Origin of the sequence: Polaribacter irgensii 23-P (assembly GCF_000153225.1) — a bacterium.
In the GTDB taxonomy this organism is placed as follows: domain Bacteria; phylum Bacteroidota; class Bacteroidia; order Flavobacteriales; family Flavobacteriaceae; genus Polaribacter; species Polaribacter irgensii.
Genome location: NZ_CH724148.1, coordinates 1,960,568 through 1,985,563 on the forward strand (window position 1 = coordinate 1,960,568; position 24,996 = coordinate 1,985,563).

Below are 24,996 nucleotides of genomic sequence, written 5' to 3' on the forward strand. Positions count from 1 at the left end.
AGATGCATTTACTTTTGACAATTAGTTTTTTACAGGCAATAATCGCGCTGTAATCCATTTTTTAAAGCTGTAAAAGTTTTGAGGTGCAACACCATGGCCAACATTGTACTCCGAGTATTCAGTATTTAACTTTAATGCCTCTAAAAAGGGTTTAGAATTTCGTGCCCAAGCGATCGGTAACACTTGATCTACTGTTCCGTGCGAGCAGTAATAGTCTGTTTTGATTTCTGATGAAATATTTTCTGGCAGCAATTCCGTATTGATATATCCACTTAAAGCAATCACATGCTGAATTTTATTTGGGTAGAAAAAACTAAGGGAATAGCTCAGAATAGCACCCTGACTAAAGCCAAGTAAAAATGTTTGATCAGCATCTGTATTGTATTTCTTTTTTATGACATCAACAAACAGCGCAATTTTATCAACGGACTCTTTGGCTTCTTTTAAATCGGAAAATTTCCCGTTGATTTCGTCAAAATTTATAGTGTACCAAGCATAACTTCCGAAACCCATAGAAAGCGGGGCCTGTGGGCTGACAATAAGCAACTCCTCGGGAAGCTCTTCTGCAAAGGAAAATAAATCTTCTTCATTGCTTCCGTACCCGTGTAATAAAATAAGCAAAGGTGGATTTTCTATTGTAATTTTCGGGGTTCTAACGATGTAATGTAAATCACTCATAAAAAAAGAAGTCTTTTTTAAATATTTTTAAACCATTCTTGAAACTGTGCTCCAAAAACAGGAATTAATTTCTCTTTTCCTTGAAGTGCTCCTAAAACACCAAGTATAAAAAGAACGATCACTCCAACTTTTCCGATATCACCTGCAGTATTTCCAAAATAACCATAGACAATAAATCTATTTATAAAGTACAACACATTCAATCCAATGCTTTGTCGCATGTGAAATCGAGCAAAGTAATTTCGTTTTTCTTTGTTTAATAAAATTGCAATTATAAGTCCAACAAAAGGGATGTAGCTTATTACTGCAATTTTTTTTCCTTCTTTTACGCTGTGGTTTTCCAAGTTTTAAGAATTTAAAATAAGTTGATTGTTTGAGAAAATTCCGTAAACTTTTCCCGTCATTTTTTTATTTATAAAAGCACTATTTTTTGAAGTTGAAAAAATATTCTTCTTTGTGAAAATATATTTTTCTTCAGGATTAAAGAAAGAGATGTCAGCCTTATTTCCAGTGGTAATTGAAGTCGTCTCCAATCCAAAAATTGCGCGTGGTTTTAAAGTGATGTTTTCAATGAAATCAGATATGCTAAGCACAGAGTTGATGGCTCCAAAAAAACTTTCTAAGCCAATAGTTCCGTTTTTTGCTTCACTGAATTCTACCTTTTTATATTCAATATCTATTGGGTTGTGGTCTGAAGTAATGATGTCGATAACGCCCATAGTTATTCCTTTTTGCAAAGCTTTACAGTCCGCTTTTGTTCTCAACGGTGGGTTCGTTTTATAATTGCTGTCAAATTCGTGTAGCTCATCATCTGTTAAAACAAGATGATGTGCGGCAACACTACAAGAAACTTGGAGACCTTTTTTCTTTGCATCTTTTATTAATGTGACAGATTTTGCAGTAGAAATTGTCGGAATGTGTAATTTCCCACCTGTGTATTCTAAAATTAATAAATTACTCGCAATCTGTAATTCTTCTGCCAATGCAGGAATTCCTTTTAGGCCTAATTTTGTGCTATTGATGCCTTCATTTGCAATGCCATCTCCAGCGATGGATTGATTTTTTGGAAAACTCAATACGAGGCCGTTAAAATTTTGAGCATACAGTAAAGAAATTTTCATCAAATTTTCATTGACAACAGGTTTTTTATAATCCCCAAAAGCGATGGCACCAGACTGTTGCATGTCGAACAGTTCTGCCATTTCTTTTCCTTCGCTATCCTTCGTCAATGCGGCAATTGGATATAATTTAGTAGCAAAACCTTGCGCTTTATTGGTTAGAAACGCTACAGCAGCTTTGTTATCAATTACGGGATTTGTGTTTGCATTAACAGCTACAGCCGTAAAGCCACTTTTTGCAGCAACTTCCAAACCATTTTTAATGGTCTCACGTTCTTCATAACCAGGTTCACCAAAAGAAACACTGGTGTCAAACCAACCGCAGGAAACATGTAGGTTTTCTCTTGTTACGATGGTAAAATCTTTTTGGGAAGGAATGAGATCTTCAATTTTTGTGATGATTCCATCCACAATTAAAATATCTTTTTTTTGCTGGTGAAAAGGACTTGAAGGGTCTATAATGGTTGCTGATTTTATAAGCGTATTCATAGCGTATAGAATTTTAAAATCAAAATTTCTAAAAACAAAGATACAATTGCTAGGATTAAAAACCATTTCCAAAGCCAATGAACTTCATTATTTTTATCAATTTTATCAAAGACGTCTTTAATAGAGGCAGCGATAGTAATGTTCTTGGCGTTCCGCAACTTATTAAAATCTAAAAATTTCAAAAGACTTTCCTCGGGAGGATTATTATATGCCAGGTCCTGAATTTTAATGCCTTCATTTAATACTGTATAAAAACCAGCTTTTTGTGGTTGCTCCTTTGTCGTGATCATTACCTTTTTTTGAAATGTCCTTTGGGATGGTATAAAAGAATTCTGAGTATTTGTAATTGTTAATATTTCATCTTTGTTTAATACTGTTTCTATTTCAAACATATTTTCTTTTCCAATGCAATATGCGAGTTTTGGATACTGAGCACTCAAAGTGCCAAAGTTGTAAAAGATAGGAACAATTAACGGGGCACTTGCAAAGTTGCTATTGTTTGTATTTAACGCGGAAGCTACATAATAGACTTTGCTGTTATCCATTTGACTGATAAAAGCAGTATTGTTCTCGAAAGAAAGGATTTTAGATTGACTCCCTGAAATGGGCGAGTAGCTTCGAGCTATTGGATATTGAAAATTTGTTATTCTTTTTGTAAAGACATTTTTAAATATGGGATGCGTGTAGTTTATCGCTGTTATTTTTAAGGTATCTTTTGTTGGGGTTTCAATCTTACCAAAGTTCAAGCTTTTCAAAAAAGCGTTGTATGATTGAAGGACCAATTTTTCAGAGGGTATCAAAACAAGGCTGCCTCCATTTTGATAAAACTTTTTTAAATCTTTTGCTAAGATTTCTGGAATAATTTCCAACTCGTTTAACACGATCAACTGTTGTTTTTGAAGCGTATTATAATCTACTTTATTGGGGGATCTATGTTGGTATTTAAAAGGAGCTTCAGTATATATTTTTGATAAAAAAGAAGCCGTTTTTCCAATGGATAAAACGTTGATATTTTTTGTGTTTAGGCTAAAAAAATAGCTGTTGTCAAACAAAAAAGTATCGGAAAAAGTAATCTCTAATTTCCCTAAAAAATCACCTGTTTGGTACACTATAAACTCAATTTCTTTTGTAGTATTTTTTTCAATTTGAAAGCTTTGTTTGCCTCGCAGTTCATTTCCATTAAAAAGGGCAATAGGAACATTCTCTTTTTTAGAACCCTGGTTTTTTATAAGTCCGTGTACTGTAAAATGATCACCATTTTTATTACTGATATAAACACTGTCTATGGAAATGTTATCTTTTTTAGTTCCGACTAACTGTATGGCTGTAAAATCAGTTGTTACATTTGTGAATTTATTTTCAGAAGAAGACTGAAAATCAGATATTAGTATATTTCTATGTAAAGTTTTAGTTTTGATTTTATTTTCTTGTTTAATTTTAAGAAAAACAGTTTTTAAATCGAGTTTTAATGGTGAATTCTCTACTGATAATAGAATTTTTTTCAATTCCGTTGTATTGAGATCTTTGTAAAAATTAGTATTCGTTAGCAAAGAGTACCTATTATTGAGCGTGATATTTTCTACAATTTCTTGGGCAGCAATCTTTAGTAAATTCCCTTTTTCTCCTCGGGTATCTGTACTAAGAGATGTATCCAAATAAATAAAATAAGGTTGTTTTTCATCAGGGTTGTCTGCACTCAGGTACGGTCTTGAAAAAGCAAAAACTATCGATGTAAATAAGAGTAGTCGTATTCCTAAAATTAACCATTTTTTTAAACGAGAACTTTTGCGGGTTTGTTGTTGAATCGTTTGTAAAAAAGCAACATTGGTGAACGGAACTTTTATGAATTTTTGAAGCTGGAAAAGATACACTAAAATAGGAATAATGAGCAGTGCTAAAAAGTATAAAACTTCAGGGTTTTTAAATTGCATTTGGTATTCTTATTCAGTTTTTGAACCCTAAATTTATTACAAAAATAAGAGTTTCGAAACACTTGTTAACTTCTTATTAAAACTTTTTAAGGCGTCTTACATTAAGAGGATTAGAGGAAGGTTCATTCAATTGTGATTGCAACACTTCAAATTTACGTTGATCTTATCTTATTTTAAAATGCTATAAAGACAAGCAGTACATTCACAAATTTTCTATTTCTGAAACGATTGTTATTATAAATAGGGCACTTTGCAGGGATTAGAAAAAAAAGTATCTTTTAAATAATTACGCTACACACGCATATTTGGACTAACATACAACCTCGAAAATACGTTTATTACAAACAGATTCTATTTTTATTTAAGTGCATTGTCATTATTAATATACAGAATATTCTCGGTATTTTACAAAATAAAATGGATATAAAAGTTACAAAATAAGCACTTGCTTTTTGTTTTATTCACTAAATTTGCCGCTCATAATTAATACGGTAAAACAAGGGTAAAATCGTCTTACCGTATTGAAAAAAACAGAATAGCATACATGGATTTACGAAAAAAAATTATCGTTGTTGGTGGCGGATTTGCCGGATTAGAGTTGATAAAGCGCTTGGGAAATTCATCTAAATATGACATTATTTTAGTAGATAGTAATAATTATAATTTTTTTGCTCCTCTGATTTACCAAGTGTCAAGTGGGTTTATGGAGCCGTCTGCAATTAGCTATCCTTTCCGTAAAATTTTGCGCAATTTTAAAAATGTGCGTTTTAGGCTTGGCTCTCTTGTAAAAGTGGTTCCTGAAGAACATAAAATAATTTTAAATAATGGGGAGTTGGCGTATGATGCCTTAATTATGGCAACAGGGACAGAAACAAATTATTTTGGTAATGAAAATATCAAAGAAAAATGTTTGCCAATGAAAACAATAAGTGACGCTTTGTCACTGCGAAATACCATTTTAACACGTTTAGATTTAGCAACTAGAATTGAGGATGCAGCGGAAAGAAAGAAATACCTAACGTTCGTAATTGCTGGGGCAGGGCCAACAGGTGTTGAGCTTTCTGGGATCATTGCAGAATTGAGCAGCTCGGTAATTATGAAAGATTATCCAGAATTAAAAGAAGAAGAGCTAGGCGAAATTTATTTAGTAGACGGTCAAAAAGAAGTGCTGTCTTCTATGTCCCCACATGCTCAAAAATATGCTGCTAAAAAGTTAACAGCTTATGGGGTACATCTTTTGATGGATACTTTTGTGAAAGATTTTGACGGTGAAAGTGTATTGTTATCCAATGGAAATAAAATTGAAACTAAAAATTTAATCTGGGCCGCAGGCGTTCATGCCAAGGTATTTGAAGGTTTTCATCCGGATAGTTTTGGGCATGGTAAAAGATTAAAAACAAATGAATTTAATCAGGTACACTTGTCTAGTAATATATATGCTTTAGGAGATTGTGCATTTTTAGATGGAGATAAAAATTATCCTTTAGGGCATCCTCAGGTAGCACAACCAGCAATACAACAGGCAAAAAACTTAGCAGATAATCTATTAAAAAATCATGGTGATTGGAAAGCATTTGAATACAAGGATAAGGGATCTTTAGCCATTATTGGAAGAAATAAAGCTGTGATGGATTTTCCAAATCAAAAATATGCAATGAGTGGCTTTTTGTCCTGGCTAATTTGGATTTTTGTTCACATCATGGGGTTGGTTAATTTTAAAAGTAAACTGAGAGCGCTCTACAACTGGTTGGGATATTACATTTACAAAGACCAGTCTTTTAGAATGATTATTAAGCCAAATAGCGAGATAGAATAAAGACATTATCACTGTTATTTTGACACTAGGTTCTAGTTTATTTTAATGTTATGAGACAGCGACATTGAGCTTGTACATACTTTAGTAACTCTTCTAATTTTTTAGCGGCAAAGCATAAAAGATCTTTTGTTTTGCCGTTAAACAGTACAAAATTCTGATAGCACAAACAGCACGTAGTACTTTTTTTATGTTTTTCAGTTTTGAACCTAGTGTAAAAAAAAGAATTCATGAATACAAAAATGTTCGTTTAAAACTTTTCAAAGACACCGAGTCCAAAAAGTGCAAAATCGTATTTTACGGGGTCATTCTTATCTAGTTTTCTTAAGTTTTCATCCAATTCGGCGACTGCTTTCCAGTCATTCTGTTTCCTAAGCAATAGTTTTAGTTTTCGTGCTACGTTGCCTGAATGCACATCTAGGGGGCAAGATAGATAAGCCGGATTGTGCGTTTTCCAAAGTCCAAAATCGACACCTCCAGCACTGCTCCTTACCATCCATCGCAAGAACATATTGATTCTTTTCGCTGCAGAATTTTTTAAAGGATCAGAAATATGTTTTTGGGTTCTTTGTGTGTGTGGGAGCTCAAAAAAACAATTTTTAAAATGATGAATAGCGCTTTGATAGGTTGTAGATTTATCTGTTATCAAAAGTGCTTGTTCTAAACCACCATAATTTAAATAAATATGTTGCAATGATTTTATGAATTGCTGGAAGTCAAGATGATTAAAAGTTCGGTGCACAAAGCCTTCTAAACTTTTCAAATCGCTTTCTTGGTGGTTTATGACAAAATCGTGCGGAGCTTGATCTAGTAACTCCATCATTTTTGAAGCATTCCTGATAATCATAGTTCTGTTTCCCCACGAGATAATAGAAGTTAAAAAACTGGCTATTTCAATATCTTCTTTTTTAGAGAATAGGTGTGGAATCTGAATGGGATCTGAAGTAATAAATTCTGGAGTGTTGTACAGTACTACTTTTTCGTCTAAAAACTCTTTTAGCTCTGCTTTTTTCATTTTATAACTCAGGAATTAAACTTAAAATAATAAAAATTGCATTGTAGGAACCGTGCAAGAGCATAGACCAAAGTAAGCCAAAACGGACTCGTATATATCCAAAATAAGCACCCACTAAGATTTGCGGCAATACAAGTATTGGAGCTAATAATAGTACATTTGATGTCATCTCAAAGTTGGTAATGTGTATAAAACCGAAAACCAAAGTGAATAGATAAAAGGCAATTTTAAAACTTTTTGCTTTTTTAAATAATACAATTGGTGCCCTAAACACTATTTCTTCTATTATAGGTAGAAGTACTGCTCCAAGCAATAATATTTGGATAGCAGTCATTTCTTTAAAGAGAATATCCGTTTTATGGTCTTTCATATCGATCCATCCTATCGCATCAAAAAGTGCGAAAATAGGGGAGATAGCGATTCCAGTTAAAATACAAATGAGCAGTAGTTGAAAAAATATTTTAAAGCGATACGTTAAATTAGTATTTGCGTCCTGCTGCAATAAAGGGTTTTTTAGATAGTTGTATACATTTTTGAAAGTTTCTTTCATTTTTTTGTGATGTGTTGTTTCAGAGCGACTGATGAATTTTAAATTATTACTCCATCTTTCATTGTTAACTTTCGATCCGCCATTTCGGCTAATGCTTCATTGTGCGTGACTAAAACAAAAGTTTGACCAAATTTATCGCGCAGCTGAAAAAACAATTTATGTAATTTTTTTGCAGATTCACTGTCTAAGTTTCCACTAGGTTCATCTGCTAAAATCACAGAAGGATTGTTTATCAATGCCCGTGCAACTGCTACTCTTTGCTGTTCACCACCAGAAAGTTCACTTGGTTTGTGGTGGATTCGATGTGAAAGCCCCAAAAATTCTAAGATTTCTTTTGCCTTTATTTCCGTTTCTTTTTTTTGTTTTTTTCCAATAAAAGCGGGGATGCATACATTTTCAAGTGCCGTAAATTCTGGTAATAATTGATGAAATTGGAAAATAAAACCTATGTGCGTATTTCTAAAAGAAGAGAGTTCTTTGTCTGTTAAATTTTTAAGGGATTTTTCGTTTAACAAAAGCTCAAAATCATTGTTTTTTAGGGGTTTATCTAATGTTCCTAAGATTTGCAAAAGGGTTGTTTTTCCCGCTCCAGAAGGACCGACAATTGCTACGATTTCCCCTTTTTTAATGTGCAAATTGACACCTTTTAAGACCGCTACGTCCCCATAATGCTTGTGAATATTGTTGCAAACAATCATACCTTAATAATTTGTTCACAAAAGTATAAAAAAGAAAGCAGAAAGCCATAAACGCGCTTCTGATATCTCATAATAAATACTGTTTACAACATGGTTTTTATGGCAATGTAACCGATCAAATAGACAAACCTCAAATAAAATGTATCCTGATTTGTTTGATTAAATACCTCTTTGTTTTTTTTGTAAAAATTTAGATTTGCATTATAATTGGTGTTATGAACTTGAATGAAGCCGTCATATTGCATTTATTTTTAACAGCTATTGTTAAGATGTGTTCAAATATGTTGTTCGTTAACGTACTCTAAACGTATGCGAAATTAAATTTTCAAAGTTTTGTTCGTCCATCTCAAAAGCCAATCGATCAATAAGGTCCTTTTATTTCTACATCTTAACCAATAGTAATTATTTTGATGCCTTTCCTAAAAGGCAGGTCAATAGAAATCTTCATTTTTATTTGAAGTTTTAGATCTTCTTATTTTCTTGTAATCTGAACAACGAGTTCATTCGGATGCTATCCATTATTATTTAAATGAATGCTAAAAAAAAAGGTTTGACTAAAATTATCTTTTATCGGGAACTATGATGGAATATTTTCAGTAGTTGGATTGCGCATTTCTGCACAAATAACTTAGACGTAAGTTTGAAGCTATGAAAAAACCAATTTTCCGCAAGTAGGTCTAAAAAGAACAAAGTCAGATACTATTTTAATTTTGCGTCAAGCGTGTTATTTAGAAGGGCCTCAATTTTGGCTTGTTTTGGGACTCTTGTAATCGTTATTACCTTTCTTTTTCTATTTTTTTATCCGTAAAATGAATATTTACACAAGATTCAGACACTTATCAAAAGTGTTTTTTAGCATTTTTTTGTTGTTTGTAGGAGTAGAAATATTTTTTTTTGCAAATAATATAATCCGTAAAACATTGACTTACAGTATAAAGACGTTGCAATAACGAAAATATTAAAATTGCATATTGTTTTATGTCTCGCATAAAATATCTGAGCAGTTTTTCAATTTTTATAGGAATCATTGCAGAAATTAGCTTCTGAATTTGTATTTTTGGGCTGTTTTAAAACTTTTAGAGAATGAATCTACACGAATATCAAGGAAAAGAAATATTAAGCAGTTTTGGTGTTAGAATACAACGCGGAATTGTGGCAAGTAATCATAAGGAAGCTGTAGACGCAGCCAAACAATTAACTGCTGAAACTGGTACTGGATGGCACGTAATCAAAGCACAGGTGCATGCCGGTGGACGTGGAAAAGGCGGTGGTGTTAAATTGGCTAAAAATTTACAAGAGGTAGAAAGTATTGCCAACGATATTATTGGAATGATGTTGGTGACGCCTCAAACTTCGGCAGAGGGAAAGTTGGTAAATCAAGTGTTAGTTTGCGAAGATGTATACTATCCTGGAGATTCAGAGCCAGAGGAATATTACATGTCTGTTTTGCTAAACAGAGCTTCAGGAAAAAATATGATTATGTATTCTACCGAAGGTGGAATGGATATTGAAACAGTTGCAGAGGAAACACCCCACTTAATATTTACAGAAGAAGTAGATCCTTTATTAGGTTTAATGCCTTTTCAAGCGCGTAAAATAGCATTCAATTTAGGATTGTCTGGGACGGCTTTTAAAGAGATGACTAAATTTGTAACTGCGTTATATACTGCGTATATAAAATCAGATTCTGCAATGTTCGAAATCAATCCGGTTTTAAAAACGTCAGATGATAAAATAATGGCTGTGGATGCTAAAGTTTCTTTAGATGAAAATGCATTGTACAGACACAGAGATTACGCAGCAATGCGCGATTTAAGAGAAGAAAATCCAATTGAGGTAGAAGCGAAAGCGGCAGGTTTAAACTACGTAGACTTAGATGGAAACGTAGGTTGTATGGTAAACGGTGCTGGTTTGGCAATGGGAACAATGGATTTGATCAAAGAGTCTGGAGGAGAGCCTGCGAACTTTTTAGATGTTGGAGGTACCGCAGATGCACAGAGAGTTGAAATAGCTTTTGGTATTATCTTAAAAGATAAAAATGTGAAAGCCATTTTAGTAAATATTTTTGGGGGTATTGTTCGTTGTGATAGAGTTGCACAAGGTGTAGTAGATGCATACAAGAGTATGGGCGACAGAATCAATGTGCCTATTATTTGCAGATTACAAGGAACAAATGCGAAAGAAGCAAAGGAATTAATTGATAATTCTGGAATGAAAATTATTTCAGCAACAGAATTTCAAGAAGCTTCAGATAAAGTGCAAGCAGTTTTAGAAGCATAATATTTTAAGCATATGTATTAAAAAACGCCTCATGTATGTGAGGCGTTTTTTATGTTTGTGTATTTTGCGTTAATCACGCACATGGCCTTCACCATAAATATAATATTTATTGGTAACCAGTTTTTTTAATCCCAAAGGACCCCTGTGGTGTAATTTATCGGTACTAATAGCAAGTTCTGCTCCCACACCTAATTGTCCACCGTCCGTAAACCTAGTGGAGGCATTTTTATAGACTGCAGCGCAATCTACTTGTTGCATAAAGTCTGCAGCATTAGAGTTATTTGTGGTCATTATCGAGGCCGAATGGCCACCAGAATATAGGTTGATCATTTCAATAGCTTCTTCAAGTTCTGAAACCATACCGATGCAACATTTTAAAGCTAAAAATTCTTCAGACCAAATTGTATTTTCAGCAATTAGGGTTTCTCCTGTTAAAACCGTTTGCACCTCTTTATCTACTAAAATAGCTACATTTTTCTCTTTCAAAACAGTGTGTAGTGCAATTAGTTTTTCCTCTAGATTTGGTGTATTTTTATTGATTAGTATCTTATCTAATGCATTACAAGCAGAAATCTTAGCTGTTTTTGCATCGAGAATAACAGCGAGTGTTTGATTCCAATCTGCACTTTCGTCGATGTATAAAAAATTATTTCCTCTGCCGCTTATTAGAACTGCACATTTTGCGTGTTCTTTTACAAAATCTATCAAACGTTCCCCACCCCTTGGGACCACTAAATCTAATTGTTCTGTTGGGTTTTTTAAAAATGACTGCGTTTCTTTTCGATCCATCTGCAGTAATTTAATATAATCGGAGGATATATTATTTTCAAGCAAGGCTTTGTGCCAAAAATCGACTAGTGTTTTATTGCTATAAATAGCTTCTTTACCACCTTTTAATAAAATTCTGTTGTTTGATTTAAAAGCTAAAACTGCCGCTTCTACAGTCACATCTGGTCTCGATTCATAAATAATCATGATGGTTCCAAAGGGCACTGTTTTGTTGGTAACAATTAAGCCGTTTGCTAGTTTTTTATCACTAATAATCTGATTTACTGGATCTTCTTGTGCCTTTACTTCATTGATAGCAGTAATCATTCCGTCAATTTTTTGATCGTTTAAAATTAAACGATCATACATGGCTTGATCTTCTTTTTGAAATGCGTCTAAGTCTTTTTTATTCGCCTCTAATAAAGGTGCTCGATGTGTATCGAGAATTGTGATCATGCTTTGTAAAACATTATTTTTTACTTGAGTATTTAATAATTTCATACTATAAATTTTAAAGTGCCACTTTGGTACCTACGGATTTTCCGTCGATAATGTCAATAATGGTATTGTCTCTTTTTCCGTTGGCAATATAAGTAGGGATATTGTTAGCAGCAGCCTCTTGGGCATGGTCTAATTTAGACCCCATGCCACCGCGCCCTTCACCTGGTTTTTTATCACTGTCTTTAATATACTTATTTAAATCATCATTTGGATTCACATTGGTAATCAAATCGCTGTTATCAGAGTCTGGATGCCCTGAATACAAACCATCAATATCTGTTAAGATAATTAGTTTGTCAGCTTTCATTAATTGCGCGATTAAGCAAGCTAATTCGTCATTGTCTGAAAACATAGACATGGTTACAGAAACGGCATCGTCTTCATTGGCGATAGGTATGACTCCTTCTGCCAATAAACCTTCGCAACAATTGATCATATTCTCTCGATGTACTCCTTCGCTAAAATCTCTTTTAGTTGGCAGTACTTGTGCGCATTTCATTCCATAATCATTGAAAATATTATAATAATGACGCATCATTCTTGGCTGTCCAATAGCAGAATAGACTTGTCTTCTTTGGGTCTCATTTTCAATGATAGAGTCACCTAATACTTCTTTTCCAGCAATTACAGAGCCTGAGGAAACCAAAATACAGATAATCCCACGTTCATACAATTCTGCAACTTGTTTTACTAAACGTCTTAAAACAGGTCTAACAATTCTATTGTCCCTATTTGTCATTACGTTAGTTCCTACTTTGATTACAATTCTTTCTTTGTACATCTTAATTTTCTTTATCTAGTTCAACGGCCCTCTTAAAAGCTGCAAAAGCAGCATCCTTAATTAATTCATTTACATTATTTCCTTCCATAGAATCTAATGCGGCTCTTGTTGTTCCTCCTTTGGAAGCCACTTTCTTTATCCATGAGTTGGGAGATAGGTTGGATTGATTAAAGAGTTCTATCGCTCCGGTAAATGTTTGACTCACTAAAACGGAAGAGTCGTTTTTTGAAAAGCCCATTTTTAGTGCAGCCTCCATCATACTTTGCATAAAATAAAACACATAGGCAGGGCCACTTCCAGAAATTCCTGTAGAGGCATCTATGAGGGTTTCACTGCTAACTTCCATCGATTTTCCCGTGGTGTCTAATAAGCTTTCAATCGTTAATTTCTCAATTCTTGATATTTCTGGAGAGGTTACATATGAAGTCAAACCTTTACCAATTTGAGCGGGCAGATTTGGCATTGCTCTCACAATCTTTTGAAGCCCTGAATATTTTTTAATGCTGTCAATATTGATACCTGCCATAATAGACACGATAATTTGACCGGGCTTTGTGAACGGTTTTAAATTTTTAAAGAGCTCTACTGCATGGTAAGGTTTTACAGCGATAAATATAATATCTGCTTTTGGCACACAATCTTCCAGGTCTTTAAAAGCGTCAAAGTGAGAGATTCCATTCAATTCCTCAAGTTTTTCCTCAGAGTTGTCTAAAATCATGATGTTTTTTTTCTTTAACAATTTTGATTTTGACATCCCTTGAGCATATGTAAGTCCCATGTTTCCTGCGCCAATTACTAAAATTTTCATTTTATTTTTATTAAGTATTATTAGTTTTTTTTTTTTTGCTACTGTATCAGTGACTATTTGATGCTTTTAGGATCAAATAGTCATGCTTCGGAACCCAAAAACTATACTCCCTAAACGGAAATAGCTTTTGTATAATAAATAGCGGTTTTCTTGAGGTATTCTTGGTGTTTTACACTCTTATAATAAATGTGTAAATTTTTTTTACATTTTTTTCTTTAAAAAATACCCTTTGCAAGGGTGAATAAGATTGGTGTAATTGCAGTCTTGTTTTTAATGATAATACACTGCAATTATATAGCTGAAAATATTTTTATAACAAGAAAGATTCTAATGACGGGAATACATTTCTTATTAAGTCTCCTAGAATATAGGGTGAAGAGATATGAGTTTTTTTTGATTAATTTTTAGACTTTTTTGACAGAATCTAGAAATTAAAATTGAATATTCTAAAGCTATGCAATTTATGTTTCCTTATTTTAAGGACAGGCAAAGATAGCTAAATGCAAGCGTTTAGCCAAGTAATGGCGAAGTTATTAATTCATCCCGCTATCAGCAAAGACTATCAGACACTTTCTTTTAACAGCGCTATTTCGTCACGCAGCTTTGCAGCAACAACAAAATCTAATTCTTTAGCAGCAGCTTCCATCTGCTTGCGCTTGTCTCGTATGCGTTTCTCTATTTCTTCTTTTGGCAAATATTGCAAGTCTTGCTCAGCAGCAACTTGCTTGGCATTGTCGTAGTGATAGCTGGAAACGGCAGTTTTTGTGAGCGTGTCATCTATCTTTTTCTTTATTTGGGTAGGCACCATGTTGTTGGCCGTATTGTAAGCAATTTGTTTTTCTCTTCTTCGGTCTGTTTCATCAATTGTTTTTTGCATACTTTTTGTCATTTTATCAGCATATAAAATGGCCAAACCGTTTACATTTCTTGCTGCCCTTCCAATAGTCTGTGTCAGCGATTTTACATTTCTTAAAAAACCCTCTTTATCAGCGTCTAAAATTGCAACCAGGGAGACTTCTGGTAAATCTAAACCTTCGCGCAATAAATTTACTCCGATAAGAACATCAAAAAGGCCTTTTCGTAAATCCTGTAAAATTTCAACACGTTCTAGGGTATCTACATCTGAGTGTATATATCTACATCGAATATTTACCCTCGTAAGATATTTTGTCAACTCCTCTGCCATTCTTTTGGTGAGCGTGGTGACCAAAGTACGTTCGTCTTTTTCTATTCTAATTTGAATTTCTTCAATTAGGTCGTCTATTTGATTTAAACTTGGTCTTACTTCAATCATTGGATCTAATAATCCCGTAGGCCTTATAATTTGTTCTACAAATACACCCTCAGTTTTCTGAAGCTCATAATCTGCAGGAGTTGCAGAAACAAATATGGTTTGGTTTTGAATGGCTTCAAATTCTTCGAATTTCAAGGGCCTGTTGTCCATTGCTGCTGGCAGACGAAAACCATAATCAACTAAATTTTCTTTTCTACTTCGATCACCACCATACATCGCATGTGTTTGAGGAACGGTCACATGACTTTCATCTATAATCATTAAATAATCGTCAGGAAAGTAGTCTAACAGACAGAAAGGTCTGGTTCCTGGATCTCTTCCATCCAGGTATCTTGAATAGTTTTCAATTCCCGAACAATAGCCAAGTTCACGGATCATTTCTAAATCAAATTCCGTCCGTTCTTTGATTCTTTTGGCCTCTAAACTCCGTCCGATTTCTTCAAAGTATGCAACCTGCTTTACCATATCTTCTTGAATATGATGGATCGCATTTTGAAGCACATCAGGAGAGGTTACAAATAAATTGGCAGGATAAATACTCAATTCCTCAAAAGTATTTATAATGGCATTACTCTCTAAATCAAACAATTCGATTTCTTCAACTTCATCACCAAAAAAATGGATGCGATATCCGTTGTCACCATAGGATGGATAGATTGTAACGACGTCGCCTTTAACTTTAAAGGTTCCACTTTTTATTTCATGTTCTGTTCTAGAGTACAAGCTTTGTACCAATTGATGCAAAAATTTAGTTCTAGAAATTAATTGTCCAACTTGTACTGGAATTACGTTTTTCTTAAATTCTGTAGGGTTTCCAATTCCATACAGGCAGGAGACAGAAGCGATTACTAAGACATCTCTTCGTCCGGAGAGTAGGGAAGAAGTGGTGCTTAAACGAAGGCGTTCGATATCTTCATTAATAGATAAATCTTTTTCTATATAGGTTCCTGTAACTGGAATGTACGCTTCAGGCTGGTAATAATCATAATAGGAGACAAAATATTCCACAGCATTTTCAGGAAAAAACTGTTTGAATTCTGAATATAATTGTGCTGCTAAAGTTTTATTGTGGGCTAAAACTAGGGTAGGCTTTCTTACTTCTTGAATTACATTGGCAACTGTAAATGTTTTACCAGAGCCTGTTACTCCGAGTAATGTTTGAAATTTTTCACCAGTATTGATACCGTCCGAAAGTTCCTGAATTGCTTGTGGTTGGTCTCCTGTTGGAGAAAACTCTGACACTAATTTAAATTCCATTTTGCAAAAATACGGATACTAATTGTAATTCTATTTTCTAAATAAACGAAAATAGTACTTTTCTTAAAGTTTATCATTAGTAGCGGGTACTAGTAATTACTTTCTCAGTAAAGAGCGGTTTTTCGTTTTGTTTACGGATGGTTTTGAAGTATCTCTGTGGATTATATACTATTATACCAGTAATTGTCAGAAGGCATTATTTTACCATTGTAGGCGCCATCCCAGCCACTACTGAGTAATGCAATTTTTGAAACTAATTTATCATATCGATTGTAAATATGAATACTACTTTTCGAATAAAAGGTATACTCGCTCTTTTTATGACCCCAGTCTCATTTTCACCGTCTCTATTGGATGGAAAGAATCTTGGAGACTTTAGCGCAGATACTTGTAGGGTAGTATTCAGTTCGTGGTATATTCTTTTAAAAGGGGTGTCTTTAGAAAATAATAAGTTCTCATCTGAATCTGAAAAAGAGGAATAGCCTTCAATCGGTACTCGTTTTCGGTTTTTTCTAGCGGTTAGAGGATTTGTATTAAAATTTATTGAAGCTTTTCTACCAAAACACCAAACATTCGCTTCTTTTTAAGAATGCATATGGAATGAAAAAAATAATAGTCCAAATAATATTAATTTTTTCATGTTTGGCCTACTTCCTTTTAAGTGTTCAATAAATTTAAAAAATGCGAAATATTTTTCTTTGATAGCGCACAGTCCTAATGAATATTTGGTGCTCAAAAGTTTTAATAATGTGTACTTCCTGAAATAGACAGCATTGCTAGTTTTGGATGCGCGAAAGATTTTTTTAAAAACTAGATCCGTAAAGTTTGGCCGTTATTTTCAAGTGCAAAAAAACAAAGCCTTTAAGTTTTGTGAGAAGAAAGTCAAAAAAAGTTAACACAACTTTTTTTAAATGATTGCACCACCCTATTTAGTATTCATTGTAGTCAAATTCATCAAAATCTCCAAATTCATCGTCATTGTCATCTTCATCGACAAATCCGTCGTCTCGTTTTTCTGCTATAAATTCTTTTTCGGGAGCTTCATCAGGTATTTCACCAACTGTCAAAATAATTTTTGGCAAATCTGGAGTTTTTTCTTCGGAAACTTCAATAACATCTACATAAAAAGTCCACATTTTTAAGAAGTCGTAGACGTAGATCAATTTGTCATTAACGACAGGTATTATTTCCTTTAAAAGGCAGTTTTGCATGGAGATACCAGTACCAACTTCTTCCATATTAAATAATGGTATTTCTTCACCTTGCGTCCACTCATCATCTGTTCTGTAGAAAGACGCCAATTCCTGTCCTTTAAAACCAAAAGACTTTGCAATTGTGCTGTGCAAATCCTCTAAATTTAAATGGCTATCAACTAAAATAGTTCTGATAACATCTTTCTTGGTATCTAAAATTACTCTTATTTTATACATAGAACGCTTTAACTTTTCTGTGACAAAAATACAATTTTTTATGTGTATTTTTGCACATTAAAGAATCGGAATGGATAAAACTGCAATTTTACAAAAATTTAATGAGCATTCTAAAAATACGCTCATGGACACACTTGGTATTGAATATATTGCTGTCGGCAGTGATTTTTTAACAGCACAAATGCCAGTAAATGCTAGAGTACATCAACCATATGGTCAGTTACACGGAGGCGCTACAGCAGCTTTAGCTGAAAGTGTAGGCAGTGCGGCATCCAATTTTTTTATTGATCAGAAAACGCAGTTTATAAACGGAATTCAACTTTCTATAAATCATATTAAAAGTAAACGAGAAGGGATGGTTTTTGCAACTGCAAGAAACATTCACAAAGGTAAAACAACGCACCTTTGGGAAGTTCGAATTGTAGACGAAGAGGATCATTTAATCTCCATTGCGAAAATGACGAATATTGTTTTAAATAGCAGCAAAAAATAATTTTAACTTGGTCCAATTACTCAATACTATTAGCACTCAATATCAGCAACAATTGCCTTTTGTAATTTATAGAAAGCCGAACGAGAAGGGTGTCTCTGCATTTTTAATGAGGGATGCCGATTTAACTTTCACTACAAATTTTCAAGAAAAAGGGTTTGTATTTGCTCCATTTAGCGATTCAGAAAAGGCTATTTTGTTTCGCGAGGATCAAGCCGATTTTGTCTCTGAAGAGCTTTTAACAAGTGCATATAATTTTAAGAATATTGAATTAGAATCTTTTAATGTATCCAAAGAAAAATATTTAAAAACAGTTGAAAAGGCAATTGATCAAATCATATCTGGTCATCTGAAAAAAGTTGTAATTTCTAGAGAAGAACTTGTATCTGTTGATAATTTTAGTGTGATTGAAATTTACGAGAAACTACTTTTAACTTATAAAAATGCATTTGTTTACGCATGGTTTCATCCAAAGGTGGGACTGTGGTTTGGTGCAACTCCAGAAACGTTGTTAAGTATAAACGGAACTGATTTTAGAACCATGTCTCTTGCGGGAACACAGGTTTACAAAGAACACGAAAAAGCAGTTTGGAAATCGAAAGAACTAGAAGAGCAACAATTGGTAACTACTTTTATCGAACAGCAGTTAGCCACAGTTGCTACCAATCTAGAAGTTGAAAAAAGGGAAACTATAAAAGCAGGGAATTTATTACATTTAAGAACGAAGGTCTCCGGAAGTTTAAAAGCGCCTGCAAGTTTAAAAGAATTGATTCGTGTTTTACATCCAACACCCGCGATCTGCGGGTTGCCAAGAGAAGCAGCACGAAACTTTATTTTCGAGAATGAAAAATACGATAGAAGTTTTTATACTGGTTTTCTGGGGGAATTGAATTTACAACATTCCAAAGAACAGTCTAAAACGTCAGCGCTTTTTGTAAACTTAAGATGTATGAAGATTAAAAACAAGTTTGCTTCGGTTTATGTTGGCGGAGGAATTACAAGAGATAGCGACGCTGAAAAAGAGTGGGAGGAAACTGTTTTAAAAACGAAAACAATGAAATGTGCGTTGTAAGAATACAGGAATGAAATATAACAAAAAAACCATAAACAGTGTGTTTATGGTTTTTTTGTGTAAAGTTATTTTTGAACTGTAATTGGTTTTAAAAATGCCATTAAAAAATTAAGTGCTCTTTAAGTCTAACAGGCTAAGCCTTTCATGCCATTAATTTTTAGATATCTTCAAAAGAAATATCTGTAAAATTTTCAGTGGTATGTGATTCTTCTGACTCCGTAGAAGGGTCTTCTTTCTTAAAGTCTTTTTGGTGCCGTTCGCTAATTACTTCATCCCCTTTTTCATTGATGATATAATCTGTGGCTTTTTTCAACATTTCATGAAAGTCTGTAAAATCTTCCTTGTACAAATATATCTTATGCTTTTGATAATGGAACGTGCCATCATCATGTGTAAATTTTTTACTTTCTGTAACCGTCAAGTAATAATCGTCTGCTTTTGTCGCTCTTACGTCAAAAAAATACGTTCTTCTTCCTGCTCTTAATACCTGTGAAAAAATTTCCTCTTGTTCAACTCTCTCTGCCATGCTCTTTGATATCGTGATTGTATAAATCGTTTATTTCTACTAACAAATCTAATAAAATATTTTACGCAGCAATGTTAAAGATTAATTTTCTTTTTCTAAAAGTTGTTGATCGTGTAATTCTTTATAGTATCCAGCTGTGTTTATAAGCTGATTATGAGTTCCTTGCTGTATAATTTCTCCTTGCTCTAAAATAATAATTTTGTCTGCGTTTTTGGCAGAAGAAATACGATGACTGATGATAAAGGTAGTTTTGTTTTTAGAAACCTTTTTTAAGTTTGTTAAAATACGTTCCTCTGTCTCTGTATCCACAGCAGACAAGCAGTCATCGAAAATTAATATTTTTGGATTTTTAATGATTGCTCTGGCGATGGAAACACGTTGTTTTTGTCCTCCTGAAAGGGTCACTCCACGTTCTCCTAAAACAGTTTTATACCCATTTGGAAAGTCAATAATATTGTTGTGCACTACTGCATCTTTTGCTGCTTGTACGATCTCGTTATCAGTTGCATCTTCCTTACCAAATTTTATGTTGTTGCTAATGCTTTCAGAAAATAAAAAAGGATCCTGGGGAACAAAACCAATTTGATTTCTTAAATCATTTAAATTGAGGCTTTCAATTGGATTTTGGTCCATGAGAATGCTTCCTACTTTAGTATCGTATAACCGTGCAATAAGTTCTATAATTGTAGATTTTCCAGCTCCTGTTTTTCCTAAAATAGCCACAGTTTCTCCTGCTTGGGCCAAAAAGGAAACATTTTTCAAAGCGGTAATATTCGTGTCATCGTAGGTGAACGTTACATTTTTGAACTCTACTTTACCTTGTAAAACTGTCGGTGCTGTGTTGTAGTTCTGAATTTCTGGTACCTGTCGTAAAAATTCATTAATTCTTAGTTGAGAGGCTTCTGCTTGCTGTATCATGGAAGTGACCCATCCAACTACTGCTACTGGCCATGTTAGAATATTTATATACAACATAAATTCAATAATAGTTCCTATTTGAATTTCATTATTGATGTATTGTTGTCCGCCAACATAAATTACAATAATGTTACTGATTCCTATCAATAAAATCATCAAAGGAAAAAATAAAGCATTTGCTTGTTGGAGATGGATGTTTTTTTCTTTGCTTTTGTCTGCAATTTCATCAAAATCTTTGATAATAGATTTTTCAATTCCATAGGACTTCACAACGCTAATACCGGAAAAAAACTCTTGATTAAAGGTGGTTAATTTTGATAAGTATTCTTGCACAATGCTACTTCTTTTATGAATGACCTTGCTTAAAGTGAAAATAGCAATTGATAAAAGAGGAAATGGAAATAGGGTGTACATTGTTAATTTAACATCTATCTGTATCATCTGTGTAAACCCAACAACGAGAAGTACAATGATATTCATGGTATACATAACTGCGGGACCTACATACATTCTTACTTTAGAAACATCTTCAGAGATTCTATTCATTAAATCTCCTGTTCTATTTTTCTTGTAAAAATTCAGGGATAGTCTCTGATATTGGTGATAAATCTCATTTTTAAGATCGAATTCAATCAAACGGGAAGTTACAATGATCGTTTGGCGCATGAGAAAAGTGAAGAATCCGGCGAGCACTGCAACCCCAATTAGCAATAGAACGTTCATTAAAAGTTCATGTTCTACCAACTTGAGATCGGTAATTGTTCCATTTTGATAATCTTCAACAATATTTAAAGATTCTCCCACAATTTGGGGTACTTTTAATGCTAATAACTTCGATAATACGGTTATAGAGATACCTATTATTAACCGCCACTTGTATTTAATAAAATATTTATTTATGTATTTTAGAGCTTTCAATTTAGAGAAAAAATTTTAAATAATAAAAGAGAGATTTTCAGAAATATTTTTTTTTAAAAAACCAGGAAAAACATTTTTTTCTGAGCTACGAAGATACATTTTTATATAGAATCTAACCTCCATTAAAGTATGGTTCAATCGCAGAAATAAAATATTAAAAGAATTTAATATAGATGCTTAATTAAACATAAATTAATTATTTTTGTGATCCAATAACTAACACAACTATTTTATTTACTAAAAGTTCTTTAAAAAAATGATAAACAGGAGACATATTAGAGTAAAAGTAATGCAATCTGTTTACGCGATGCTACAATCTCATGATGATGACGTTATTAATGAAGAAAAATTCTTAAAGCATAGTGTTCTAAAAATGTTTGATCTCTATGTGTTGAACATTCAATTATTAGTAGCTGTTCAGAAATTAGCCGCAAAAAAAATAGCGCTTTCTAAAAATAAGATACTTGCTACTGCCTCCGATTTAAATCCAAACATTAAATTTATTCAGAACAAACTAATTCACACAATCTCAGAGAGCATTAGTCTAGAGGGGTATGTTGAATTAAATAAGTTGAATAACTGGGAGGAGGACGATGAATATGTGAAAATTATTTTTGAAGCGTTGCTTAAAAGTGATTTTTATGAAACGTATTTAGCGAATAAAGAGGACTCTTTTAAAATAGATAAAGATTTTGTAGTTGATTTTTTTAGGGAAATCATTGCTCCAAATGAAAAGTTAGCAGAGTATTATGAAGACCACATGATTTCTTGGGTTGATGACATTCCATTTGTAAATACATGGGTGGTAAAAACCTTAAGCAAACAAAAGCCAACGGGATTATTTGTATTGGGATCTCTATATAAGGACAAAGATGATGAGGAATTTGTTTCGAAACTCTTTAGGAAAACAGTTTTAAAACAAGCTGATTATGAGCCAATGATTGCTGAAAAAACACCAAACTGGGAGTCTGATAGAATTGCGGGAATAGATATGATATTGATTAAAATGGCAATTGCAGAGTTTCTTAATTTTTCGTCTATACCAACAAAGGTCACGATAAACGAATACATAGAAATTTCCAAAGATTATTCAACTTCAAGGAGTAGCTTTTTTATAAATGGCGTTTTAGATAAAATAGCTAAAGAATTTATAGCCGATAAAAAGATTGTAAAAATTGGCAGAGGGCTTATTTAATTTATTAATTTTACACTCAAAATAGTCAAAATGAAAAAAATAATAACAGTATTTGTGCTCGCAATAGCAACGACATTCATAATTTCTTGCGGAAAGAAAAGCGCGTCGGCAAAAGTAAATAAAGAAAATGTTGAAAATGCAAAGTCTCGAGATGCAGCGATTGAGAGAGAAGTCGCTTCTATTTCTTTAGATAAGAGAGAATATGATTTTGGAACTGTTGCGGAAGGAGACATCGTTGAAACGATCTTTATGGTAACAAATTCCGGTACAGTAGACTTGGTAATTACCAATGCAAAAGGTTCTTGTGGTTGTACCGTTCCTGTGTGGCCAAAAGCACCCATCAAGCCGGGAGAAATCGGAGAAGTCGCCGTGAAATTTAATACATCAGGGAAACCAAATAGACAAATGAAAACAGTGACTTTAACTACAAATACAGCCTCTGGAAGAGAAGTATTAACATTAAGAGGTTCAGTAACACCAAAAGCAAAAATATAAAGATGTTCTACACAATTTTTTTACAATTCGACGCAGCAAGTTTAACAAGTATGCTGCCTTTTGCAGCAATGATTTTAGTTTTATATTTTTTTATGATACGGCCTCAGATGAAGCGCCAAAAGAAAGAAAAAACTTTTCAAGCAGAGATTAAAACAGGTGCCAAAGTGGTCACTGCCAGTGGTATTCACGGAAAAATAACAGAAGTAAATACAACAGACAAAACCATTACAATCGAAACAGGTGCAGGGAAAATTAAATTTGAGAGTTCTGTAATTTCAATGGAATTAAGCCAAAGATATGCCGCGCCAGTAAAAAAATAATTTATTTGTAACCAACTTAAAGTGAGTATTGTCTTTCGAGACAGTACTCACTTTTTTATTTGTCTGCTTTTTTGTAAATTGCATCTTATAAAAATTACCCTTGAAACTGAAAAGAAAAGTACCGAAAACATTTGTAAGCTTTTTATTGGCATCTATTCTTATTTGGCTTTTAATAACACTATCTAAAGAATATACTGTCAGTGTTAATTTTCCAATATCTTATGTTCAAATTGCACAAAATAAATTATTACAAGATTCTTTTACAAAAGAATTAGAAATTGTTCTAAAAGCAACAGGTTTTAAAATACTAAAAACAAGATTTAATACAAAAAAGATTGAAATAAGCGCTAGTAGGTTGCTTAAAAAAAAGAAAACTAGATATTACGTACTTATTAAACCTCAAAAACAACAAATTCAAAAGCAATTGCCTTCTGGAATTATTTTACAAGATATTATAGCAGACACTTTATTTTTTAATGTGGAAAGTCTGGCTACTAAAAAATTAGCGTTGAAACCAAATTTAAAATTACAGTACCATGTAGGCTATGATCTTTCGGAAAAGATTAGAGTAGAACCCGACAGTATTTTTGTTTCAGGACCAGAAAATTATATTTCTTCAGTAACGAGTATTGATCTTATGCAGATTTCTTTAGAAGATATTAAAATGGATTTTACCCAAAAAGTAAGCGTACAAATTCCAACAGGAATTAAGAATTTAAAATTTGAAGCGCAAGAAATAACAATTTCAGGAAAAATAGAAAAGTTTACAGAGGGAATCTTTGAGGTGCAATACAAAATAATTAACGTTCCAAAGGGACTGGTAATTAATACGCTTTCAAAAAAAATACAAGTTACTTTTATTGTGGGCTTGTCTAATTTCAATAAACTAAGTGAAAACTCTTTTCAGATTGTTTGTGATTATGCAGCTTCTAAAGAAAGTAATTTGGGTTATTTAATCCCAAAATTACTACACAAACCTTCCGAAATAAAAAGTTATAAAATGGTGCCTAACAAAATAGATTTTTTAATCCAGAATTAAAATGATAATTGGTTTAACAGGTGGTATCGGCAGTGGAAAAACAACAGTCGCAAAACTATTCGAAAAGTTTGATAAAGTTGCCGTGTATGTCGCCGATGTTGAAGCCAAGAGAATTATGAATTCATGTAAGATTGTTCAAAAGAAATTGATAGAGGCTTTTGGGCCAGAGACATTCTTACAGAATGAAATTAACAAAGAGTATCTTGGAAGTATCGTGTTTAATAACCGAAAAAAATTAGACCTGTTAAATCGTATTGTGCATCCCGCTGTGCATAAAGATTTTGAAGGTTATGTTTTTAAAAACAAGGATAAAATGTACATCGTGTACGAAAGTGCAATTTTATTTGAAAGCAGAAAAACAAAAAAGTTTGACTTTTTAATATCTGTTTTTGTAGCTGTTGAGGAACGGATAAAAAGGGTTGTTGAGCGAGATAAAACATCAAAAAAAGCAGTACTAGCTCGTGTTAATTCACAATGGAGAGAGGACAAGAAAATTCTTTTATCCAATTATGTTATTTACAATACCACACTTAAAAGCACGGAAGATCAAGTGCAATACATCCATAATATTTTAACAAAAAAGCAAGCCTAAATTTCGTAAAACTCGTTTTA

24 protein-coding genes are annotated in these 24,996 nt (G+C 33.2%); 9 read left to right on the top strand and 15 right to left on the bottom strand.

Annotated features, from left to right (window positions below; genetic code table 11):
• Positions 1–21 precede the first annotated feature (21 nt).
• Genes PI23P_RS08795 through PI23P_RS08810 form a run of 4 tightly spaced genes read right to left on the bottom strand, consistent with a single transcriptional unit; the run spans position 22 to position 4,216 of the window.
• Positions 22–678 carry an alpha/beta hydrolase gene (locus tag PI23P_RS08795; RefSeq protein ID WP_004570457.1) on the bottom strand — a complete coding sequence of 219 codons (657 nt, stop codon included), beginning with the start codon at positions 676–678 and terminating at the stop codon, positions 22–24.
• A 17-nt stretch (positions 679–695) separates the two neighbouring features.
• Complete coding sequence (locus PI23P_RS08800) at positions 696–1,022, bottom strand: magnetosome magnetite crystal formation protein family (RefSeq protein ID WP_004570458.1); 327 nt, start codon at positions 1,020–1,022, stop codon at positions 696–698.
• Positions 1,023–1,025: 3 nt separating this feature from the next.
• Positions 1,026–2,285 (bottom strand): dihydroorotase, encoded by a 1,260-nt coding sequence (locus PI23P_RS08805; protein ID WP_026288365.1) that lies wholly within the window; start codon positions 2,283–2,285, stop codon positions 1,026–1,028.
• Positions 2,282–4,216: a BatA domain-containing protein gene (locus PI23P_RS08810; RefSeq protein WP_004570460.1), complete on the bottom strand. Its 1,935-nt coding sequence runs from the start codon at positions 4,214–4,216 to the stop codon at positions 2,282–2,284. Before PI23P_RS08810 ends, PI23P_RS08805 begins: the two co-directional genes overlap by 4 nt.
• Positions 4,217–4,760: 544 nt before the next feature.
• Here PI23P_RS08810 and PI23P_RS08815 point away from each other — a divergent pair.
• The gene (locus tag PI23P_RS08815) at positions 4,761–6,032 is read left to right on the top strand and encodes an NAD(P)/FAD-dependent oxidoreductase (protein WP_004570461.1); all 1,272 of its coding nucleotides are present in this window, start codon (positions 4,761–4,763) and stop codon (positions 6,030–6,032) included.
• A gap of 247 nt (positions 6,033–6,279) precedes the next feature.
• Here the strand turns inward: PI23P_RS08815 and PI23P_RS08820 are convergent, their stop codons facing one another.
• The 3 genes from PI23P_RS08820 to PI23P_RS08830 are packed head-to-tail and all read right to left on the bottom strand — an operon-like array spanning position 6,280 to position 8,292.
• Positions 6,280–7,044 carry a TIGR02757 family protein gene (locus tag PI23P_RS08820; RefSeq protein WP_004570462.1) on the bottom strand — a complete coding sequence of 255 codons (765 nt, stop codon included), beginning with the start codon at positions 7,042–7,044 and terminating at the stop codon, positions 6,280–6,282.
• A 1-nt stretch (position 7,045) separates the two neighbouring features.
• Positions 7,046–7,594: a CPBP family intramembrane glutamic endopeptidase gene (locus PI23P_RS08825; protein WP_004570463.1), complete on the bottom strand. Its 549-nt coding sequence runs from the start codon at positions 7,592–7,594 to the stop codon at positions 7,046–7,048.
• A gap of 38 nt (positions 7,595–7,632) precedes the next feature.
• Positions 7,633–8,292 carry an ABC transporter ATP-binding protein gene (locus PI23P_RS08830; protein WP_004570464.1) on the bottom strand — a complete coding sequence of 220 codons (660 nt, stop codon included), beginning with the start codon at positions 8,290–8,292 and terminating at the stop codon, positions 7,633–7,635.
• Between the two features lie 1,083 nt (positions 8,293–9,375).
• On the opposite strand from PI23P_RS08830, the gene sucC reads away from it, so the two are divergent.
• A complete protein-coding gene (sucC, locus tag PI23P_RS08835; RefSeq protein WP_004570467.1) occupies positions 9,376–10,572 on the top strand; it encodes an ADP-forming succinate--CoA ligase subunit beta in 1,197 nt (398 codons plus the stop codon).
• 69 nt (positions 10,573–10,641) lie between these two features.
• On the opposite strand, the gene PI23P_RS08840 is transcribed toward sucC, so the two are convergent.
• The 6 genes from PI23P_RS08840 to PI23P_RS08865 form a co-directional block, all read right to left on the bottom strand.
• Positions 10,642–11,841: a glutamate-5-semialdehyde dehydrogenase gene (locus tag PI23P_RS08840; RefSeq protein WP_004570468.1), complete on the bottom strand. Its 1,200-nt coding sequence runs from the start codon at positions 11,839–11,841 to the stop codon at positions 10,642–10,644.
• Between the two features lie 10 nt (positions 11,842–11,851).
• On the bottom strand, positions 11,852–12,622 hold the full coding sequence (gene proB / locus PI23P_RS08845) for a glutamate 5-kinase (protein ID WP_004570469.1): 771 nt from the start codon (positions 12,620–12,622) through the stop codon (positions 11,852–11,854).
• Between the two features lies 1 nt (position 12,623).
• On the bottom strand, positions 12,624–13,430 hold the full coding sequence (gene proC, locus PI23P_RS08850) for a pyrroline-5-carboxylate reductase (RefSeq protein ID WP_004570470.1): 807 nt from the start codon (positions 13,428–13,430) through the stop codon (positions 12,624–12,626).
• Between the two features lie 562 nt (positions 13,431–13,992).
• Complete coding sequence (gene uvrB / locus PI23P_RS08855; RefSeq protein ID WP_004570471.1) at positions 13,993–15,981, bottom strand: excinuclease ABC subunit UvrB; 1,989 nt, start codon at positions 15,979–15,981, stop codon at positions 13,993–13,995.
• A gap of 161 nt (positions 15,982–16,142) precedes the next feature.
• Positions 16,143–16,265 carry a T9SS type B sorting domain-containing protein gene (locus tag PI23P_RS12915; protein WP_081439204.1) on the bottom strand — a complete coding sequence of 41 codons (123 nt, stop codon included), beginning with the start codon at positions 16,263–16,265 and terminating at the stop codon, positions 16,143–16,145.
• A 645-nt stretch (positions 16,266–16,910) separates the two neighbouring features.
• Positions 16,911–17,411, bottom strand: coding sequence for an IS1096 element passenger TnpR family protein (locus PI23P_RS08865; RefSeq protein ID WP_004570473.1), 501 nt, complete (start codon positions 17,409–17,411; stop codon positions 16,911–16,913).
• Positions 17,412–17,481: 70 nt separating this feature from the next.
• On the opposite strand from PI23P_RS08865, the gene PI23P_RS08870 reads away from it, so the two are divergent.
• A complete protein-coding gene (locus PI23P_RS08870) occupies positions 17,482–17,904 on the top strand; it encodes a PaaI family thioesterase (RefSeq protein WP_004570474.1) in 423 nt (140 codons plus the stop codon).
• A 7-nt stretch (positions 17,905–17,911) separates the two neighbouring features.
• Positions 17,912–18,973: a chorismate-binding protein gene (locus PI23P_RS08875; RefSeq protein WP_238300008.1), complete on the top strand. Its 1,062-nt coding sequence runs from the start codon at positions 17,912–17,914 to the stop codon at positions 18,971–18,973.
• Between the two features lie 157 nt (positions 18,974–19,130).
• Here the strand turns inward: PI23P_RS08875 and PI23P_RS08880 are convergent, their stop codons facing one another.
• A complete protein-coding gene (locus PI23P_RS08880) occupies positions 19,131–19,499 on the bottom strand; it encodes a PUR family DNA/RNA-binding protein (protein ID WP_004570476.1) in 369 nt (122 codons plus the stop codon).
• A gap of 81 nt (positions 19,500–19,580) precedes the next feature.
• Positions 19,581–21,335: an ABC transporter ATP-binding protein gene (locus tag PI23P_RS08885; protein WP_004570477.1), complete on the bottom strand. Its 1,755-nt coding sequence runs from the start codon at positions 21,333–21,335 to the stop codon at positions 19,581–19,583.
• A gap of 256 nt (positions 21,336–21,591) precedes the next feature.
• Here PI23P_RS08885 and nusB point away from each other — a divergent pair, with 256 nt between their 5' ends.
• The 5 genes from nusB to coaE all read left to right on the top strand — a co-directional run bounded on the left by nusB (position 21,592) and on the right by coaE (position 24,976).
• Positions 21,592–22,530, top strand: coding sequence for a transcription antitermination factor NusB (gene nusB, locus PI23P_RS08890; RefSeq protein WP_004570479.1), 939 nt, complete (start codon positions 21,592–21,594; stop codon positions 22,528–22,530).
• Positions 22,531–22,560: 30 nt separating this feature from the next.
• A complete protein-coding gene (locus PI23P_RS08895; RefSeq protein WP_004570480.1) occupies positions 22,561–23,025 on the top strand; it encodes a DUF1573 domain-containing protein in 465 nt (154 codons plus the stop codon).
• 2 nt (positions 23,026–23,027) lie between these two features.
• A complete protein-coding gene (gene yajC, locus PI23P_RS08900) occupies positions 23,028–23,345 on the top strand; it encodes a preprotein translocase subunit YajC (RefSeq protein ID WP_004570481.1) in 318 nt (105 codons plus the stop codon).
• 100 nt (positions 23,346–23,445) lie between these two features.
• A complete protein-coding gene (locus PI23P_RS08905) occupies positions 23,446–24,384 on the top strand; it encodes a CdaR family protein (protein WP_004570482.1) in 939 nt (312 codons plus the stop codon).
• Position 24,385: 1 nt separating this feature from the next.
• Positions 24,386–24,976, top strand: a complete 591-nt coding sequence (gene coaE / locus PI23P_RS08910) for a dephospho-CoA kinase (protein WP_004570483.1) — start codon at positions 24,386–24,388, stop codon at positions 24,974–24,976.
• Positions 24,977–24,996: the final 20 nt, after the last annotated feature.

Bases quoted from the DNA above. Each gene is read 5' to 3' on its own strand.
- PI23P_RS08795 (WP_004570457.1), bottom strand. From the start codon at position 678: ATGAGTGATTTACATTACATCGTTAGAACCCCGAAAATTACAATAGAA.
- PI23P_RS08805 (WP_026288365.1), bottom strand. From the start codon at position 2,285: ATGAATACGCTTATAAAATCAGCAACCATTATAGACCCTTCAAGTCCT.
- PI23P_RS08810 (WP_004570460.1), bottom strand. From the start codon at position 4,216: ATGCAATTTAAAAACCCTGAAGTTTTATACTTTTTAGCACTGCTCATT.
- PI23P_RS08815 (WP_004570461.1), top strand. From the start codon at position 4,761: ATGGATTTACGAAAAAAAATTATCGTTGTTGGTGGCGGATTTGCCGGA.
- PI23P_RS08820 (WP_004570462.1), bottom strand. From the start codon at position 7,044: ATGAAAAAAGCAGAGCTAAAAGAGTTTTTAGACGAAAAAGTAGTACTG.
- PI23P_RS08825 (WP_004570463.1), bottom strand. From the start codon at position 7,594: ATGAAAGAAACTTTCAAAAATGTATACAACTATCTAAAAAACCCTTTA.
- PI23P_RS08830 (WP_004570464.1), bottom strand. From the start codon at position 8,292: ATGATTGTTTGCAACAATATTCACAAGCATTATGGGGACGTAGCGGTC.
- sucC (WP_004570467.1), top strand. From the start codon at position 9,376: ATGAATCTACACGAATATCAAGGAAAAGAAATATTAAGCAGTTTTGGT.
- PI23P_RS08840 (WP_004570468.1), bottom strand. From the start codon at position 11,841: ATGAAATTATTAAATACTCAAGTAAAAAATAATGTTTTACAAAGCATG.
- proB (WP_004570469.1), bottom strand. From the start codon at position 12,622: ATGTACAAAGAAAGAATTGTAATCAAAGTAGGAACTAACGTAATGACA.
- proC (WP_004570470.1), bottom strand. From the start codon at position 13,430: ATGAAAATTTTAGTAATTGGCGCAGGAAACATGGGACTTACATATGCT.
- uvrB (WP_004570471.1), bottom strand. From the start codon at position 15,981: ATGGAATTTAAATTAGTGTCAGAGTTTTCTCCAACAGGAGACCAACCA.
- PI23P_RS08865 (WP_004570473.1), bottom strand. From the start codon at position 17,411: ATGTATAAAATAAGAGTAATTTTAGATACCAAGAAAGATGTTATCAGA.
- PI23P_RS08870 (WP_004570474.1), top strand. From the start codon at position 17,482: ATGGATAAAACTGCAATTTTACAAAAATTTAATGAGCATTCTAAAAAT.
- PI23P_RS08880 (WP_004570476.1), bottom strand. From the start codon at position 19,499: ATGGCAGAGAGAGTTGAACAAGAGGAAATTTTTTCACAGGTATTAAGA.
- nusB (WP_004570479.1), top strand. From the start codon at position 21,592: ATGATAAACAGGAGACATATTAGAGTAAAAGTAATGCAATCTGTTTAC.
- PI23P_RS08895 (WP_004570480.1), top strand. From the start codon at position 22,561: ATGAAAAAAATAATAACAGTATTTGTGCTCGCAATAGCAACGACATTC.
- yajC (WP_004570481.1), top strand. From the start codon at position 23,028: ATGTTCTACACAATTTTTTTACAATTCGACGCAGCAAGTTTAACAAGT.
- coaE (WP_004570483.1), top strand. From the start codon at position 24,386: ATGATAATTGGTTTAACAGGTGGTATCGGCAGTGGAAAAACAACAGTC.